The 18,783-nt window shown below is 60.4% G+C and carries 14 protein-coding genes; 3 read left to right on the forward strand and 11 right to left on the reverse strand.

Features of this window, described 5'->3' with window-relative positions; genetic code table 11:
• Window positions 1–44: 44 nt before the first annotated feature.
• The 3 genes from ACUN0E_RS19770 to ACUN0E_RS19780 all read right to left on the reverse strand — a co-directional run bounded on the left by ACUN0E_RS19770 (window position 45) and on the right by ACUN0E_RS19780 (window position 1,741).
• Window positions 45–416 (reverse strand): response regulator transcription factor, encoded by a 372-nt coding sequence (locus ACUN0E_RS19770; protein ID WP_445567682.1) that lies wholly within the window; start codon window positions 414–416, stop codon window positions 45–47.
• 147 nt (window positions 417–563) lie between these two features.
• Window positions 564–731, reverse strand: coding sequence for a hypothetical protein (locus tag ACUN0E_RS19775; RefSeq protein WP_445567683.1), 168 nt, complete (start codon window positions 729–731; stop codon window positions 564–566).
• A gap of 17 nt (window positions 732–748) precedes the next feature.
• Window positions 749–1,741 carry a LysR family transcriptional regulator gene (locus tag ACUN0E_RS19780; RefSeq protein ID WP_445567684.1) on the reverse strand — a complete coding sequence of 331 codons (993 nt, stop codon included), beginning with the start codon at window positions 1,739–1,741 and terminating at the stop codon, window positions 749–751.
• A gap of 227 nt (window positions 1,742–1,968) precedes the next feature.
• Here ACUN0E_RS19780 and ACUN0E_RS19785 point away from each other — a divergent pair, with 227 nt between their 5' ends.
• From ACUN0E_RS19785 to ACUN0E_RS19795, 3 genes are all read left to right on the forward strand, one after another.
• On the forward strand, window positions 1,969–3,993 hold the full coding sequence (locus tag ACUN0E_RS19785) for an ATP-binding protein (protein WP_445567685.1): 2,025 nt from the start codon (window positions 1,969–1,971) through the stop codon (window positions 3,991–3,993).
• Window positions 3,953–4,540, forward strand: coding sequence for a hypothetical protein (locus ACUN0E_RS19790; protein ID WP_445567686.1), 588 nt, complete (start codon window positions 3,953–3,955; stop codon window positions 4,538–4,540). The genes ACUN0E_RS19785 and ACUN0E_RS19790 overlap by 41 nt, the downstream gene beginning before the upstream one ends.
• A gap of 148 nt (window positions 4,541–4,688) precedes the next feature.
• A complete protein-coding gene (locus tag ACUN0E_RS19795) occupies window positions 4,689–5,726 on the forward strand; it encodes an alpha/beta hydrolase (RefSeq protein WP_445567687.1) in 1,038 nt (345 codons plus the stop codon).
• On the opposite strand, the gene ACUN0E_RS19800 is transcribed toward ACUN0E_RS19795, so the two are convergent.
• From ACUN0E_RS19800 to ACUN0E_RS19835, 8 genes are all read right to left on the reverse strand, one after another.
• Entirely contained in the window at window positions 5,698–6,852 is a 1,155-nt protein-coding gene (locus ACUN0E_RS19800) for a hybrid sensor histidine kinase/response regulator (protein WP_445570481.1), read from the reverse strand. The two genes, ACUN0E_RS19795 and ACUN0E_RS19800, sit on opposite strands and share 29 nt — an antisense overlap.
• 5 nt (window positions 6,853–6,857) lie before the next feature.
• On the reverse strand, window positions 6,858–9,434 hold the full coding sequence (locus tag ACUN0E_RS19805; protein WP_445567688.1) for a PAS domain S-box protein: 2,577 nt from the start codon (window positions 9,432–9,434) through the stop codon (window positions 6,858–6,860).
• Window positions 9,435–9,440: 6 nt separating this feature from the next.
• Window positions 9,441–14,450 (reverse strand): AAA family ATPase, encoded by a 5,010-nt coding sequence (locus ACUN0E_RS19810; RefSeq protein ID WP_445567689.1) that lies wholly within the window; start codon window positions 14,448–14,450, stop codon window positions 9,441–9,443.
• A gap of 25 nt (window positions 14,451–14,475) precedes the next feature.
• On the reverse strand, window positions 14,476–15,156 hold the full coding sequence (locus tag ACUN0E_RS19815) for a winged helix-turn-helix domain-containing protein (protein WP_445567690.1): 681 nt from the start codon (window positions 15,154–15,156) through the stop codon (window positions 14,476–14,478).
• A 59-nt stretch (window positions 15,157–15,215) separates the two neighbouring features.
• On the reverse strand, window positions 15,216–15,590 hold the full coding sequence (locus ACUN0E_RS19820; protein ID WP_445567691.1) for a response regulator transcription factor: 375 nt from the start codon (window positions 15,588–15,590) through the stop codon (window positions 15,216–15,218).
• 76 nt (window positions 15,591–15,666) lie between these two features.
• The gene (locus ACUN0E_RS19825) at window positions 15,667–16,293 is read right to left on the reverse strand and encodes a response regulator transcription factor (RefSeq protein ID WP_445567692.1); all 627 of its coding nucleotides are present in this window, start codon (window positions 16,291–16,293) and stop codon (window positions 15,667–15,669) included.
• Window positions 16,294–16,385: 92 nt separating this feature from the next.
• On the reverse strand, window positions 16,386–17,891 hold the full coding sequence (locus ACUN0E_RS19830) for an ATP-binding protein (protein ID WP_445567693.1): 1,506 nt from the start codon (window positions 17,889–17,891) through the stop codon (window positions 16,386–16,388).
• A gap of 264 nt (window positions 17,892–18,155) precedes the next feature.
• Window positions 18,156–18,626, reverse strand: coding sequence for a hypothetical protein (locus ACUN0E_RS19835; protein ID WP_445567694.1), 471 nt, complete (start codon window positions 18,624–18,626; stop codon window positions 18,156–18,158).
• Window positions 18,627–18,783 lie beyond the last annotated feature (157 nt).

The raw sequence follows: 18,783 nt of genomic DNA on the forward strand, positions 1-18,783 counted from the left end.
GCCTTCGCTGAGACATCCACGGCGCAATCATGACTCAATCATGCTCAGGGCGATCCCAACGCCAAATTGAGCCAATGCGCCATGGCGGCAGCGTCCACGGGTTTGGGGAGAAACGCCATCACACCGTCCTTCTGGATTTTCGCGTGAAGCACGACCGGAGGGAATGCCGAGATAAACAGGGTTGGCGGCGCGTACCCGAGCTTCAGCAGTTGTTCGTGCATCTCGATCCCCGAGATGCCGGGCATTCGCACGTCAGAGATCAGACACGACGTTTTACCGAGGTCACCGGATTGCAGAAACGCTTCCGCCGAGGCGAATATGCGCGTTTGCCATCCGAACGACCGAACCAGGCTCGCCGTGGCCATCCGGACGGACTCGTCGTCGTCGACGATACAAACAATCTGAGTGGCGTCCACGCAGCAACCCCGGTTTTCAAAAAATGATCTACAAACACGCGGATTTCTAATCGGGCGCATTGAATCATACAAGGATAGTTCACAAGACTCTGACAGGAAACCATACGAATGTATAACAGTCTGGCTAGCCTTGCGCGCGGCGGATCCTCAGCCCCGGCTAAGCACCGAGGTCACGCGATTTGCACCAATTCGGATCAGTCGCGAGGCAAGCAGCGCACAAAGCGCCATGGCGCCCGTGTCGGTATCAAAGCGGCAGCAATAGTGCGCGAGCGACCAGAACCAGAACGTGAGCGATGAAATAGAACTCAGTTTCATGACGATGGACTCCCCAGTCACGCTGCCATCAGCGAGTCTCGTGCATCCGCCCCGCTGTGCCTGAACTGAGCGAATGACGAAAGACTGTGCGCCGCCAACGATTCCACTTGGGGTATGGCGCTCTCGCTAAAGCCGCTAACGAGGCGATCAACCAGTTTGCGTACACGCAACGGCTGATTACGTCGCACTCGATACAGCAACTGCGTATCGAACGAGGGTGCTCGCCAGTCACTCAGGATGCGCACGAGTTCGCCTCGCGATTCAGGGATGCTTCCAATATGCTCGGGCAAAATCGCCACGCCCGCACCATCAACCGCGGCGGAAACCAGTGCGCTGGGGCAATTGGTGCGAAATGGGCTCTGAGCACTGATTGCCGACTGTTCGCCTGTGGCGCAATGGATAAGCTGCCAGGATGCGTCACGCGGCCCCACCACAACCGCCATGCAATGCGTCGAGTGCACCTCGGACGGATGTTTCGGCATGCCGACACTGCTAATAAAATCGGGGCTCGCGTAGATGCCAAATCGCGTCGCCCCGAGCGGCCGCGCGACCCACGAGGAAGGCACCGACCTGCCGACGACAATGGAAAGATCGGCGAGATCCCCCAAAGTTTCACCGGAGTTGTCGACAAAGCGTGTGTCGACCCGCACCTTGGGATATTCACGCATGAAGTTCGCCAGAATGGGCGCGAGACGACCCATGCCGAACAGGACCGGTACCTCAAAACGAATATCGCCTGACACTTCGAGTGCAATATCCTGGCTGACTCGCGCGAGGCCGTCGTAGCAATCCAGCACTCCCGCTGCGTGTTCAAGCACCGTATGTCCGACCGGGGTCAGCGTGACCTTGCGGGTGGTACGGTGAAACAGTTGAACCCCAAGCAGCGCTTCGAGGTCCTGCACCGCCCGGCTAACGGCGGGAACGCCCACGTTGGTCACGTCGGCCGCCTTCGTGAAGCTTCCGTGATCCGCGACGGCCTTGAATATCTCCAGCGCTTTCAGACGTTCCATGATCTTCTCCGCGTCAAAGGACAGAATGCATGGACTGAATGTTGGGCTGACGGCGCGTGCAAAGCCAGTTACGTGGTGTTAAGAGTTGCTATGCGCAGGACCGGGGGGAGTGTGTCCTGATTCGTTTTCAGATCGTTTAAGTTGGCGCCAGAACGAGGCCGGGCGACCATACGATATTTTTCCCTATATCGAGCGCCATGGAAGCTTTACGATCCACCGCGCCTGCCGTGAGTGACGATACAAGTAAAGGTGGTTTGATGGTCACCCCGTACTCCATGAGTTTTGGCCCGTTCACCTTGCATTTCCCGCAGCGCAATCTGACAAAAGACGGTGAAGCCGTCCGGCTCGGCAGCCGGGCCCTGGATATTCTCGTCGTGCTGATCGAGAACGCCGGCATGCTGGTATCCACCAGGGAGCTCTGCGACCGCGTATGGGCGGACAACGTCGTCGACGAAGGCGCCCTCCGGGTACATCTGTCAGCGGTTCGCAAAGCACTGGGCGACGGTAATGAGGGCATCCGCTACATCGTCAACGAGACAGGCCGGGGATACCGGTTTGCGGTACCGGTTAGCAGGTCCGTTGCCCACTCCCCGGCGCCGCCGCTCCACAACAGCGGCGCGCGCGCATTGCCGGTCACATTGGCGCGCGTCATCGGTCGCGAAGACGTCATAGCGGGGCTCACTGACCAGTTGCCCGAGCGCCGCTTTCTGACCATCACCGGGCCCGGCGGCATGGGCAAGACTACGGTCGCATTAGCCATTGCCCATCGATTTTCCGGGCAGACCGGCACACGCGCCCTCTTCGTCAATTTCGCCCCGGTATCGGAGACGTCAAGCGCGGCAAGTACGGTGGCTTCCGCCGTCGGCGTCGCGGTTTCCACCGGCGACCCCATTCCTGATTTGATCAGGATGCTTGGCGACACACCGGTCCTTCTGGTGCTGGATAACTGTGAACACCTGATCGAGACGGTCGCCGAACTTGCTGAAAAGCTGCTACAGGCGGCACCCGGTGTCCACCTGCTTGTGACAAGCAGAGAGCCGCTTCGAGCAGACGGCGAGTCGGTGCACCGGCTCGCCGCGCTACCGTCTCCGGCATCGGGCACGACCCCCGGAACGAACCAGGCGCGTGAATATGCGGCTGTCGCGCTTTTCGTCGACCGGGCCAAAGCCGCGAACGATTCATTTGCTTTGACCGAATCCAACGTCACTGCGGTTTGCGATATCTGCCGCAGACTGGACGGCATTCCACTGGCAATCGAATTCGCCGCCGCGCGAGTCGGCTTGATGGACGTGCATGCTATTTCCGCGCGTCTGGACGACCGCTTTGCGTTGCTGACGCAGGGCCGCCGCACCGCCCTGCCGCGACAGCAAACGCTACGCGCAACACTGGACTGGAGCTACGAGCTGCTCCAGCCGAAGGAACAGCAAGTCCTGCGGCGCCTTTCCGTGATGCGTGGCTCCTTTGACATGAGCGACGCCGCCGCGGTCGCAAGCTGTAGGGAGCTCGACGAACTTGCCGTATTCGACGCTACAACAGGTCTGATCTCCAAATCGCTCATTTCATGCGACGTCGGCGGTTCGCCGTTACCCTACCGGCTGCTGGACACGACCCGCCACTATGCACATTTACGCCTCGCGGAGGCGAACGAGATCAACGACGTGTGGCGGCGTCATGCAGTGCATTGCTGCGAGATCTTTGCAGATCCGGCGGCGGCTTGGGAAGGTAAAGCCCCGCGCGAATGGCTCGCCATCCATAGCCAGCGAATCGACGATATCCGGGCCGCGTTGGACTGGGCATCCCGCGAGGAAGGCGACCCGACCATCGCCATCACGCTGGTGATCGTCACGGCACCGCTATGGTTTCACCTATCGTTGCCCCATGAGTTCCTCGGGCTCGCCGAGCACGCGATCGCCACGGTGGAGAAGCTCGGATTTCGCCGGCACCCCCCAGCACATCGAACTGCTTGCGGCATACGGCCATGCGCTGTGGCACACCCGCGGGCCGACACCGGACATGGCGCGGGCTTTCGAACAGGCCTACGACGTGGCCACGCGTATCAACAACGAAGGCATGGCGTTGCGAACGCTGTGGGGAATCTGGGCGCAGCGCATCCTCGCGGGAAGCTATTTGGAAAGCTTGCAGTTGGCCGGGAACTTCAGCGACCTTGCATCTCGAACCGCGGATTTGTCTGCCATACAGACTGCCGATCACATGAAGGCGCTGTCGCAGCATTTTCTGGGAAATCAGGCTGAAGCAAGGTCTCTGATCGAGGACGTCATCGCTCGCGATGAAGATCCGATTCGCGCGAATCACGCGAACCATGCGCAGGTCGACGGTCAGATCGCCTCGATGTCGCTCCTCATGCGCATACTCTGGCTTCAGGGATCGACCGATCGCGCCATGGCGCTCGCCCACGAGTGCGCCGGGCAGGCATTGGCAATCGACCACGATCTATCGATTTGTTATGGCCTCGCCATCGGATCGATCCCAGTTGCAATATGGGAAAACGATTGGGCCACAGTGCGCGAGCTTACCGGCAAATTGCGCGAGCGGACCCGCCAGCGCGGGCTGTCGTACTGGGATAAATGGGCAGAGGGCTTCGAGGCCCTGATCGAAGGACGGCCAGTCACGCCCCGGGGCGCCACCATCATGCAACTGGAGCTTTTCGCCAGCGCCGGGGCCCAGGCTTGCATCGATGCGCTGATTGCGCACGGCCGTCTCGACGAGCCGGCGTGGTGCCGTGACCGCCTGATTGAACATCGGGCAAGCGTTGCTGGCGCGGACGCTAACGGTTCTTAGCAAAGCTTAACTGACGCGCCGAGGCCCGTCTCGACGAGAATCAGTGCTGACGGATGTTCGCATTTCAGGATCGGCCGCCCTGCTCGCGCAGGGCATGGCGCCGATCGCGAGCCATCCATAACGGCCTCTCTCATCGGAACCTGCTCTCATGAATCAACCCACCTCCACTGGCGAATCCCGGCGCTCCCAGTTGAGTCTGGTGACGCCGTCATCGGCACACCCGGTCCTGGACATCGAGACACAACAGTTTCTCGACGTGGTCGCAGAAGCGGGCATGCATCCCGACGATCTTCTATTGCATTGTCAGTCTGCTTCAGGCAGGTCCGCTCAGGAGACCACGCGGCCTGATCGCCTGCCTGTCCAGACAGAAGATCTGACGCTGCCCACGGGGCCAACCGGCTCGATCGAGATTCGAATTGTGCGCCCGTGCGCCGCTCGGACTCCGCCGCCCGTTGTCATGTATTTTCATGGCGGCGGATGGAGCATGGGCGATCGCAACACTCACGACCGGTTGATATGCAGGCTAGCGGCAGAAGCTGGCGCTGCAGTCGTCTTCGTCGATTACACGCGGGCACCCGAGGCGCGCTACCCGATGCAAAACGAAGAGGCATACGCTGCATTGACGTACGTCGTCGAGCACGCCCATATTCTTGGGATCGACGGCCGCTCAATCGCGGTTGCCGGTGACGGCGCGGGTGGCAACATGGCGGCCGCGATGACACTCCTGGCCAAATCACGGCACGGCCCGCGGATTGCCCTTCAGGTGCTGTTTTATCCGATTCTGTCGGCCAACCGGACTTCTCCGTCCTACTTCCGTTACGCCGATGGCCCCGGATTGACCGCGCACGCGGTGGAATCGTTCATTCACACGCAGTTTCCAGACGAGTGCCTGACCGAAACCACGGCGATGCCGCTCAACGCTTCCACAGCCGATCTTGAAGGCCTCCCTCCCGCGCTGCTAATCACTGCAGAGAACGATGTAGTACGGGACGACGGTGAGGCCTATGCACGCAAGCTCATGCAAGCAGGGGTTGAGGTCAGTGCAACCCGCTATCTCGGCACGATCCATGATTTTGTCGCGCTCGAGGGTCTTGCCGACACACTGCCCACCAGCACAGCGCTCATGCAAGCGTGCAGCGCGGTAAAGGCTGCGTTCCTCAAAGCCGACAGCTTACGTTCAGCGTAGCGATAAGTCCCGGTCTATTGTCGGCAAAGTCGAGCGAGCCGCGATGGAGTGTCGCCACCGCCTTCACGAGCGCGAGCCCAAGGCCTACACCCGGCGTTCCGCGACTCGAGTCGCCACGATAGAAGCGCTCAGTCACTTTGGACTTTTCCGCGTCCGGAATACCTGGGCCGTCGTCCGCAACCGAGATCGCAATCATGTCATCGCGACGTGTCGCGATGACACTGATTTCACCCCCGTCGCGCGCGAACTTCAATGCGTTGTCGATCAGATTGCCGATCGCCTGGGCGAGCAGAAGCGGATCGGAATTTGCCATGAGGTCACCCGAAACCCACAGCGATAGCGTCACGCAGCGCAACTCCGCCACGGGCTGATAAAACTCGACCGCATCCGACACGATCGTCTCCAGATCGTTTGGTATGAACCCCGAGCGGCGCATGCCTGCATCAATTTCGGCGAGACGCAACAGCGCGTTGAAGATGCTGATTACGCGATCGACATCCGTCAACGCGACCTCCAGCTCCGGCAGGAATTCGTCATTGCCTTGCTGTCTCAACGTGAGCGTCAGCACCTCAAGCCGGGAGCGCAATTCGGTGAGCGGCGTGCGCAAATCGTGAGCGATCGCATTCGACACATTGCGCACACCATTGATGACTTCAATCAGTGCCTCCTCGGCCTGTTTGCGCGTCTTCACTTCCTTTTGCAACTGGATGTTCTGCTCTTCCTGCAGTTTTTGCAGCGCGCGTAGTTTCAGGTGCGTATTGACGCGAGCGGCGACTTCCTCCATCTGCAACGGCTTGGTGATGTAATCCACCGCACCGGCGCGAAAACCCATGATCTTGTCTTCTGTTCGCGTCAACGAAGTCATGAAGATGACCGGAATATCCCGCGTCTTCTCCATCGCCTTCAATTTCCGGCACGTTTCGAAACCGTCGAGTCCGGGCATCATGACATCGAGCAGAATCAGGTCTGGTTGCACAAGCTCCGCGCGGCGCAACGCCTCCGCCCCGTCACGCGCAACGGCCACCCGCAAATGATTGCCTTCGAGGCATTCGACCACCAGCCCAAGATTGGCTGGCGTGTCGTCGACAACCAGAACAATGGGCGCACCCGTGTCGAAAGGCTCCATTGTGCTCACGAGTCTCGACCCAAATGTTGTTCGATCATAGACAGCAAGGCCTGCGACTCAAAAGCCGCCGCGAGACGGCGCAATTGCGTTGCGAAGGGCTCGTAACGGACGTCGAGGCCGATAAGATAGTCGGCGTGATGGACGATGGCGCGCATCGAGCCAAGCAGCGCAAATCGATGCAGTGTGGCCATTTCATTGCGCGGTGGGACGATGGGCTCGTCAATCACAAGCACGTGACGCGCTTCGCCTTCATCACCCGCGAGCTGAAGGGTTCGGCCAAAATCCGCCACCTCCGCATAGGACACAGGAGCATCGAGCTCGAACCAGAACGTGCTCCCATGACCGACGCTGCTCGTCACATGGATTTCGCCCCCCATCATGCGCACCAACTGACGGCTGATCGCGAGTCCGAGGCCAACGCCGCCTGTGCGCCGTGTGAGATCGCCGGCCTGCTCGAAGGGCTGAAAGATAGTTTCGAGCCTGTCTGGACTCACGCCGACGCCTGTGTCGCGCACTTCGAAGCGCAGCCTTCCATCCGAAATCATTCGAACGACAAGCGTGACTTCACCCTGATCCGTGAACTTGACAGCGTTGGCAAGAAGATTTAGCAGCACCTGCCGAAGGCGTTTTTCATCAACACGAATGACCGTCGACAAATTCGCCGGCGCCTCGTGGTTCAGGACAAGCTTCTTCTGATCGGCGCGCACGCTCACTATCTCGGCGATGATACGTAAGAACGGGCCAAGTGGTACGTCTGTCACGCTCAGTTCGAGCTTGCCCGCTTCGATTCGAGCAAAGTCGAGAATGTCGTTGATCAGCATGAGCAGATGCTCGCCGCTCTGTTCGATCACCCCCAGACTCGACAGTTGCCGCGCGGTCATGGCCGCGTCGCGCCGCAAAATCTGGGCATAGCCCAGGATGCCATTCAGCGGCGTGCGCAGCTCGTGGCTGATGTTGGCGAGAAACTGGTCTTTGGCGCGATTCGCCGATTCGGCGGCGTCCTTTGCGACACGCACAGTGTCCTCGAGCGCTTTGCCCGCTGAAATATCCTGGAAGATGGCAATGGTGTGAATCGCCCGGCCGTTCGTATCACACTGAAGCGCCACCGACACACTCACCCAGACACGGGATCCGTCGAGTTTGACCAGAGGCGCCTCCTCTGAATAGTGCGAGAGCTTACCCTCGGTCAGCAGGCGATACTTTTCCTCGCTCGCGGCCAGAAAGTCCGGAGCAATGATGTCCTGAAAGCGCATGAGCAACAGACTCTCACGCTGATAGCCCACGATATCGCACGAGCGTTGATTCAAGCGTAGAAAGTGCCCATCGAGATCGCAGTGCGCGATGCCGACCGCGGCATTTTCAAAGGTGCCCCGAAAGCGTGCCTCACTCGACCGAAGCGCCTGCTCCGTGAGTTTCAGCTCCGTGATATCCACAAGACTGCCGACGAAGCGAATCGGTTTACCGCCTGGATCCCACCGTGCCATACCGCGCACGAGAACCCAGCGGACGCTGCCGTCGCGATGGCACAGGCGGTTCTCCACTTCGAACCCATCGACGTCCCGTTTGAGGTACCTGACTATCGCCGCCTCGGTCCGCGCGCGGTCGTCGGGATGCAACACCGTCATATAGGCATCGTAGTCGAGCAAGGTCGGCGGGCGCGCATAGCCAAGCCATTCCCAGATGTTCGAGAAACGCGCGTAGCCGTGACGGTAGTCGCCGTCCGGCATATCGATTTCCCACACACCGACGTTGGATCCGTGCATCGCCATTTCAAGGCGGGCATTCGTCTCGCGCAGTATTTCGGCCTCTTCGGCGCGACGCCTTTGCGTGACGTCGCGAAACACCAGCACCACGCCGAGGATTTCACCACGCTCGTCGACGATCGGCGACCCGCTGTCGTCGATCGCGATCTCCCGCCCGTCGCGAGCGAGCAGTATTGTGTGGTTCGCCAGTCCGACAAGCGTGCCGGCGCTCAGCACGGCCGTCACAGGATCTTCCGCGGGCTCGCGAGTCGTTTCGTTGATCACGCGAAACACATCCGCCAGCGGGCGCCCCATCGCCTCGTCGCGTGCCCAGCCCGTCAGCATTTCCGCGACCGGGTTGATAAAGTTGATGCGCGAGTCGCGGCCGGTCGCAATCACTGCATCGCCAATACTCGACAGCGTCACCGAATACCGTTGTTCGCTTTCGCGCAGACGGCGTTCCGCGCCGTGCTTATAGAGCGCCATTTCGACGACCGTGCGCAACTGCATATCGTCAAACGGCTTGAGAACATAGCCGAACGGTTCGGTGACAGTTGCGCGCCGGACGGTTTCCTCGTCGGCATAGGCGGTCAGGAAAACGACCGGCAGGTTGAAATTCTCACGCAGCAGCCGTGCGGTATCGATGCCGTCGAGTTCGCCTTCCAGCCGCACGTCCATCAGGATCAGATCCGGCGCCGTGTCGGCCGCGAGCGGCAGCGCGTCTTCGCCGCGAGCGGTGATGCCGACCACCGTGTGGCCCGCGCGGCTCATCTGTTGCGCGATATCTCTGGCGACCACCCGATCGTCTTCGACTACAAGAATGCGTGCGGGCGTCATCATTTTCGCTTATCCACGTCCGTTTGCGTTGAAAAGAATGCTGCATGTCGTGCCACCCATGCGGTTCAGTTCCAGCGTTCCGTGCAGTTGATGCGTGAGATCGTGGACCAACTGCAACCCAAGCGAGTCGGCTTCGTCCAGCGAGAATTCCGGCGCGATGCCAACGCCGTCATCAGCAACAACCAGTCTGCACCGCCCTTCGCCGACCAGTCCGAGTTCCACGCGCACGCAGCCGCTACGTCCATCCGGAAACGCGTGTTTCAAGGCATTGGAAACCAGTTCGTTGATAATCAGGCCGCAGGATACCGCCCGGTTCATGTCCAGTTGCACATCATCAACCTCGATCTGCAATTCCACTGCCATCTGACGCATATCGTAGGCGCGCGCAAGATGACCGCACAGGTTCTTCACGTGCGTCGCCATCACAATGCGCGCGAAGTTGCCCGCGCGATACAGGTTCTCGTGCACAAGCGCCATCGACCGCACGCGGTTGCGGCTATCGGCGAAGAGTTCGGCGACCGACCTGTCGGTTACGCGCGACGCCTGCAGATTGAGCAGACTGCTGATCAGTTGAAGATTGTTCTTCACCCGATGGTGAACTTCCTGCAGCAGCGCCTCCTTCTCTTCGAGCAGCGCTTCTTTCTCTTCCAGCGACGCGTTTTCGAGAGAAATCGCGGCCTGCGACGCCAGAAGGTCGAGCACGGCGATGCGTGGCGGCGTGAACACGCCCGGTGCGAGGTCGTTTTCCAGATACAGCACACCGATCAGTTTCGCCTGCTTCATGAGCGGAAGACACAGAACGGCGCGAGAACGGCTTGAGCGCAGGTATTCGTCGGCCGAAAACGGATTGGGCAGCGATGCGTCGTCGAGCAGCACACGTTCCTGGGTGCGAATGCTGTGATGCAGAATCGATGCCGGCAAATGGCGCGGTGTCACGACTTCACTTTGAAGACGTACCTCCACGCCTTCGCGACCCGCCAGCGCTTCCGCTTCGATCCACAATGTCTCCGCACGCGGCAAAACGAGCAGCGCCCGTCCCGCGCCGGCGTGCTCCAGCACGATGGTCATCAGCGTATGAATCAGCTTTTCGAACGCAATTTCACCCGAAATGGCCTGCGACGCCTTGACGACCGTCTCGATATCAAGCTGTTGCGCGACAAAGCTCCGCGCTGGTGCGTCGTTCGCCAGTTCACGGACCAGATTCGGATAACGCCAGTCAAGCGACTGAACCTTGGCCAGCGCCCCCCACCGAAGGTAGGCAAGCCGCGCATTGCCGAGATAGACGAACCCGATAGTCGTGAATCCACGCGCCATATAGAACGTTCCGGCAATTTCGTGCGCAAGCGCTTCGATCAGCGAGGACTCGTGCTCACGCGCGAGACGGATTGCGCTTTCGAATTCACGCATCGCCTCGAATTCGTTCCCCTTGATACGCGCAATCTCGCCGGCGACCAATGCTGCACGGCTGGCAAAATTACTCGGACAGTGTTCGGCCCAGGTCGCGAGTCTGGCGTGATGCTCGACGACTTCGCGGAATTGCTCCGCCTGCTCCTCGGGCGTCGCATCGTCGTGCCGGCGCGCTCGTGCGAGTGCGGCGTAGAAATGGTACTCGGCGAGCTCGAAGTGCCCGGATGAAGTCCACAACAAGGGTGCCGTCTTCGCAGCGGCTGCCAGCGCCTGCGCTATATCCCCGGCGAAATAGCGCCCTTGCAGTTTGCGAATCCAGTACCAGCATGTGGCAATCGCCAGGCACGGATCGGCTTCGAGATGCTGCTCAAATGCCGCTTCGTCGAACGCTTCGTCATTGAAGGACCCAAACGTGGCGGTCAGGCCGCGCAAGGTTCGAATGAGTTGCAACTGCGCGCCGATGATATCGACAATCAGCCCAAATTTCGCGGCTTGCACCACACCCAGGCGCTGCCGGGCTTCGCGTTCGACGTCGGGGAGCGGATCGCCCGCAGCCAGTAGACTGGTCACCAGGCAGCAACTGCTGAAGCCGGTGTACGTGAGGTCGCCGCTCTCACTCGCGGCATCGAACGCACGCCGCAATAGCGGAAGTCCCGCGCGAATATGCCTGGTCCACGGCATCACGTGATAGGCAAAGCACATATACACACGGGGCTTGAAGCGTTGCAGACCGCGTTCGTCGACAAGGCCCAAGCCAAGCTGGCCAAAGCGAAACCCTGCCTCGTAATCACCGAACACCGGGCCCGCCACCATGCCGAGGTAGGCATAGCCGATCGACGACGCGTCGCAGTTGCCATGCTCGAGACTCAGATTCGCCATACGGGACAACACGAGACAGACCAGGTTTTCATCGCTGAAGAACGCCGGCGGCAAGACCGCTGTGAGCACGTCCAGGGTCGCGCGCCGGTCAGTATCGGTGAGCAGCGGCAGATCGATCAGCGATTCGATCGGCGACTCGCCGATTTGCAGCAGAAGCCGGTCGTATTCGCTGCGCGCCTGCCCGCGGGTGGGGTGCGGGTCCCAGTCAATCCCGACATCGCGCAGATAATCCAGGCAGATTTCCACTGCCCGATCGCTTTGATCGAGCGCGGTGAACAGGGTCACTCGCAACCACGTCACGGCAGCGCGGTCAGCCAGCGTAACAGCACGCCTCGACAGGTTCGATAGCCGTTCTTTGGCCGAGTCCGTGTCGCCGGTCAGAAACTCGCACTCCGCAAGGCTGCTTTCCAGTGCGAACTTGAGTGAATAGCGGGTAACCCAAGCCTCGGCGCCGAGCATCGCGCTACCCGCCGACAGGTAAGCCGCCGCTGACGCGTAGGCAGACGATGTCTTCGCACGCCGCCCGGCAATCAGATTGAATTCCACGACGCGTTCGCACTCCGCCGGGTCGTCGATGAGTTCGGTCGCGCGGTTGTACTGGTTGACGATCTCGAAGATATTCTGTTCGAGATCTCCCGTCGTCGCGTTAGTCGCGAACATGCGGCCGATGCGTAGATGGGCGACCGCGCGCTCACCGGCGGGAATCAGCGCGTAGGCCGCTTCCTGTACGCGGTCGTGAAGAAACGCGTAGCCGTGTTCATGCCGAAACACGAGGCCGGCTTCCACCGCCTCGGCGAGCGCGCGATGCACGGCTGTGTCGGACGTACCCCCGACACGCGTGAGCATCGCGGTCGTCGCACTGTTGCCGAAACACGCAAATTGTTTGAGTGCGGCCTGCGTGATATCCGGCACACGTCCGATCTTGCCGACCATCAGGTCGACGACACTATCCGAGAAGCGCGCCTCGCGAAGGCGCGCGACGTCCCATCCCCATCTGCGCCGCACCGGATCGAACACCAGGTGATGCTCGTCGGCAAGCGTCTTGAGAAACTGCACCGTGAAAAAGGGGTTGCCGCCAGTCTTCTCCAACACGAATTGCGCGAGACCAACCACTTCAGCCGTCCCGGCGTGCAGTGCTTCGCCGATCAGGCGCACCACATCGCCTACCTGCAGCGGCGTCAGCACGATATCGTGAACCGGCACGCCCAACTTGCGAATCTCAGCCAGTGCGCGGCTGAGCGCGTGCGCGGGGCCCACTTCATTGTCGCGATAGGCGCCGACGAGCAGGAGATTCTGCAGCTTCGGCGTGGCAAGAAGACTCTCGAGCAGGCAGATCGTGCCGGCGTCGAGCCATTGGAGATCGTCCAGGAAGAGCACGAGCGGATGATCGGCGTGCGTCAAGGCGCCGATGAAACGTCCGAATACCCCGTGAAATCGAATCTGTGCATCCTGCGCGGGAATTTCCGGCACTGCCGGCTGCGGACCGATGATTTTTTCCACTTCCGGAATCAGGTTGACGATCAATTGTCCGTTCGAACCGACTGCTTCGCTTAGCCGCTCGCGCCAATACGCGACTTCTGCCTGACCTCGGTCGAGTATTTTCCGTGCCAGACTCTGAAACGCCTGCCCGAGCGTCATATAGGGAATGTCGCGCTTGTACTGCTCGAATTTGCCGGCGGCGAAATGTCCATGAGACGGCCCGAGCTTTTTTTGCAGTTCATTCACTAGCGACGATTTGCCGATACCGGAATAGCCCGAGACCAGCACGAGCTCGGCCTTGCCTTGCTGCACCACGCGGTCGAACGCGGCATTCAATGCGGATGTCTGCGCCTCGCGTCCATACAACCGCTCCGGAATGAGTAAGCGCTCAGGGGCATCCTGGGCGCCGAGCGGAAATGAGTCGATACGTCCCGTTTGCTCCCACGCATCGAGACAGCGGCGCAGATCGCTTTCAAGGCCTTCCGCGGTTTGATACCGGTCCTCGGCAGTTTTCGCAAGCAGGCGCATGACAATCGCGGCGAGCGGAGGCGGCACATCGTTCGCGCGTTCGTTCAATGGAATCGGTGGTCTGGCGATGTGGCAGTGAATCCATTCGCTGGGCGAGTCCGCGCGATAGGGAGACTCGCCAGTCAGCATTTCGTAGAACGTGATACCCAGCGAATAGAGGTCGGCGCGCGAATCGACCGGACGATTCATGCGACCGGTCTGCTCAGGCGCGAGGTAGGCGAGCGCCCCCACTGCGACGTCAGACAGCGCGCTCGCCGGCGCCTCGCCAAAAGCGCGTGAGGCGACGCCGAAGCCGGTCAGCGCCACGCTCCCCGTTTCCGCGTTGACGAGAATGTTTGCGGGCCTGATGTCCTTGTGGACAAGACCGCGAGCATGCAGCGCGCCTAGCGCCGCTGCGAGATTTCCGGCTATCAAAAGGAAGCGGCCGAGCGCTAGCGAACCCATCGGTATCGCGGAAAGCGAGACACCCCCTGGGTCTTCGAGTACCAGCGCGGCACTCTCACGGTACTCAATCAGTGCATGAGGCCGGGTGACGAAACGGCCATCGAGCTGGCTGCGCAACTCATAAGCCTGTTCAAGACGTGCCTGACTGTTGGCCGCGGGCTGCAGGGCCGCCAATGTGACAGTCAGCCACGTCTGGGCGCCGTCGCGCCTGTAGATCCGGGATAGCACGAACTCACCATCGTCACAGAGCGTCTCGAACCTGAAATCTGACAACTCAATCATGCCGCCCCCACCCGCCACTGTCCGACTAATCGTTCGCCGTCAACACATAGCCCGCGTTGCGAACTGTCCTCAGCAAGGACCGCTCGAACCCCGCATCGATCTTGTGACGCAACTTGCTCACATGCACATCGATCACGTTCGTTTGCGGATCAAAGTGATAGTCCCAGATATTTTCGAGCAGCATGGTACGCGTGACGACCTGGTCCGCGTGCCGCATCAGGTATTCCAGCAACTTGAATTCGCGCGGCTTCAGCGCGATCGGCTGGCCGGCACGCGCCGCTTTGCGCGAGAGCAGATCGATCGAAAGATCGCCCACCTTCAACGTGGTTTCCGCGTAGCTCTCGTCCGAGCGGCGCGCCAGCGCTTCGAGCCTCGCCAGCACCTCGCCAAACGCAAACGGCTTGACAACGTAGTCGTCGCCGCCCGCTTTCAACCCGCGAATCCGCTCGTCAACCTCGTCTAGCGCGCTCACGATCAGAATGGGTACGCGATTTCCCGCTGCGCGCAAGCTTGCGATGATTCCCAGACCGTCGATACCGCCGGGAAGCATGCGATCCATGATGATGGCGTCATAGGTCTCGCTTTCAGCGAGGAGCATGCCGTCACGGCCGTTGTCCGCGTAATCGGCCACATGCCCCGCGTCCATCAGGCCTTTTTTCAGAAACCCGGCGACCTGTTCGTTATCTTCGACGAGCAAGATTTTCATTTTAATTCGAGAACTCCAAAACCCTCCCCAATCGCCCCGGCGTCCAGGCTCACCCGGGTTCAGTGCGCCCCGCTCCTGCGCCCAATAGCAAGCTCGATCGAATCGAGCAATACCTCTTCCTCAAAGGGTTTGCGCAGGAAACTGACCGCGCCATGTTCTATCGCACGCTGCACCGACTCGTCGTCGCCATGCGCGGACATGAATACGACAGGTATACGCCGTTGTTCCGCGTTCAGTTGCCGTTGCACTTCGAGACCCTGCATGCCTTGCATTCTAAGGTCGAGTAAAACACACAGCGCATCGTCGACCATCGGGGAGGCGAGGAATTCCTCTCCCGATGAAAAAGTCATACTCGTATAACCCACTGCCTTAAGCAGGTTTCCGACGCCACTTCGTACCGAGGCGTCATCGTCGACGATGCAAACAAAGCTCATAGCTGCCAATACTCCAATTGCGCCGACGTAGTAACAGAGACAAATATCCGGCGCGATATTTACTGCATCAGGATGCTCATCGCGTCCGACGTATCAATTCCCACATTTTTGCCAGCTCAATGACGGTCTTTGCCCGCATCTTGGTCATCAGGCGCCGTTTGTGCACCTTCACCGTGACTTCCTGCGTGCCCAGTTCATGCGCGATCTGCTTGATCATCCTGCCGTCCACCGCAAGTTCGAAGACATCCATTTCACGCGGCGTCAGCGACGCGGCACGCTGCAGCACCTCCGCGTTGAATGCGCGCTCCGCGAGGTTGGCCTCGTCCTGTGCAAGCGCCCGCCTGACCGCGTCAAGCAGTTCTTCGTCGTCGATCGGTTTGGTGAGGAATTCATGCGCGCCCGCCTTGATCGCACGCACCGACATCGGAATGGACCCGTACCCTGTCAGAAAAATAATCGGCACCTGCACGCCCTTCTGCGCGAGCTGGCTCTGGACATCGAAGCCAGTCGTGGACTGCAGGTTCATATCCAGCAGGATGCACATCGGCACACTGGGCAAATCTTTTGACAGTATCTCTGCGGGCGACGCAAAACCCTGCGCGTTGAAACCCGCTGAGCGCAGCAGGCGCCATAGCGCGTCGCGCACCATTTCTTCGTCGTCGATCACATACACCATCGACTCGCGCTGCGAAGCACCCGGCATTTCAGATTCCAGAAAGATTGGTATTTGAGTGCCGTCATAGTACATGAGACCAGGCTCCGAAAGACCCTCTCCAGGCCTCATTGCCGCCCACTTCACCGCGCTGCGGCGGATTTCGCCGCAAGGCTGCTGCTAAGCGTCGCCGGCCTGAAACCGCGCTCATAAGGCTGCTCATAAAACCGCGCCAGATAGGCCGCGTTTCTCGTCAGCACGTCATCCGCCTCGTCCGATTCGTACAGTTTGCCAAGCGCATATTCGCGCGTCGATTCGAGCAGGAAATATTCTTTTGCCCTGCTGTCGAAGGTTGTCATGACGACGCACTTGGAAGCAAGGCCGACGATCGCCTCCGTCACTTCGGCGGCCGACAAGCGCTGACAGGCAGCAACGGCACAGGCCGCATCGAGGGAAAACCTTGCCGGCAAAATACCGAGCCGGTGCAGCACAATCCGCTCCGTCGTGCTGAGAAGCTGATAGCTCCAGTCGAGCGTAGCCTCCAGCGTCTGCTGCCGCGGCGGCGCAGTACGGCGGCCGCCCGTCAGAAACTGGAACCGGTCGTCGAGCTCGGAAACCGTCTTGCGAATGCCGAACACTGCCGCACGGGCCGCTGCCAGTTCGAGAGCAAGTGGCAAGCCGTCGAGCCGGCGGCAGATCGTCGCGACCATGTCGAGGCTGCCAGGGTCGGTGTCGACGCCGGCATTGAGTGCGCGCATCTGCGCCAGAAACATCCGTACCGAACTGCAGTCTAAAATTGCCTCCGCGCCCGCCTCGGCGCCCGGCGTGTCAAGCGGCGCGACCCAATAGAATTTCTCGTCCCGAGTTCGCAACGGCTCGCGGCTCGTCGCCAGAATGCGCAGGTCCGCGCTTGCCTGGACGAGCAACTCACACACGGTTGCCGCCGATTCGATCACATGCTCGCAATTGTCCAGCACGACCAGCAATTTGCGCCCTTGGACCGCGGCGACGAGCGACTGCAGCGGAACGTCGCCATCGGCACCTCCGACGCCCAGCGCTTCGGCGATCATGCTGACAACGCGCTGGGCGCTCTCCACCGCAGCCAGCGTGATGAAGCACACTTCCTGGTCCGACGCAGCCGCGATCGACCTCGCCACCGCGATGCCGAGTTGCGTCTTGCCGATGCCCCCCGGTCCAAGCAAGGTGACAATCGGCGTCCCATTCAAGGCCCTCGTGATTTCAGCCATTGCGCCGTCGCGCCCGATCAATGGCGCATGGCAAACCGGTGGACCGCTCACGCGCGTCGCGCCTGCCTGTCCGCCCTGAACGGCTCCGGCGAGAGCAGCCGGCTCATTGCCTTCGCCTGGAATGGCGAGCCGGTAGCCCCGCCCCGAGATCGTGCGAATCGCCTGTTTGTCAGCGCCCAGGATCCTTCTGAGCGCCGACAGTTGGACATGGATATTATTTTCTTCCACCACCGAATTCGGCCATACGCGCCGAAGAATCTCGTCTTTCGTGACAGTCTTGCCCCTCGCCTGGATCAACAACTCGAGGATATCGAATGCCCTTGACCCGATCTGGACCAGCCGATCATCCAGGTACACCTCGCGCATGTCCAGCGACACTGTTACTCGACCGATCTTTATCATGCTGCACTCACGCCTGGTTGATTAGCGGGACGGGCACGTTCGAAGTCCGCACCCTTGGCACTTACGCGGCCAGTGCGAGGCTTGCGTCGTTAGAACCATACTAATTGGGAAAATCGTCCGAATCTATTACCCATAGGGATACAGTCCCCGCGGTTGCGGCGGGCCACGGTCCAAACCCGCCAGCAGCGGTCCGCGGCACATTAACCACACCAGGCCGCATCCTGCCATCACACCTTGGCATGACTTCCTCATGCGTTCGCAGGATCACGCCTCCTCGGGATAGATGCCTGCGGACACAAGGCAAACGAATGCTGTTGCCTTTAATACGCACTCCACCGAAGACAGCAGGAATCCCAGCGGAAACACCCGGTATTCGGCAGGCAGGCCGAATGCAACGGCCATCAATCCAATCGTGCAAATAAACGCATAGGCGATGCGCGCTGAACGGCTTCCGGCCAGAACGAAGGACACGAGCGCCAGCCATAGCGCCTTTGCGGCAACGCAGCAGACTGCCTCCTGTGTGGTGCGACTGAACCAGACCTCAAATGGAAGCTCGCAGACCGACCAGACGGCCGTCGCGATAACCACCCGCCGTGTCCATCGCCCGAGAACCGGCGCATCAGGCGCCGGCAGATCGGACGCGGGCCAAGCCTTCTTATCGGTCAGATCGGCATCCGGCAGAAACGCCAGATCGCTTCGATTCATGTCGTGCTGTGTATTGTCCAGGTAGCGCATGATGGTTCTCCAGGTTTCTTCTCGGAATCTGACGCGAAGAACGCGGGGACGCTGCCGCCAACGGTCATGCAGCCTCTGCGCGTTGAGAACATTATTCGGCCGCCTGCTCCGCCGATCTTTCCAGATCGCCTTTGCGGTTTCGAAAATGCACGGCACA

Source organism: Paraburkholderia sp. D1E, from assembly GCF_052682275.1.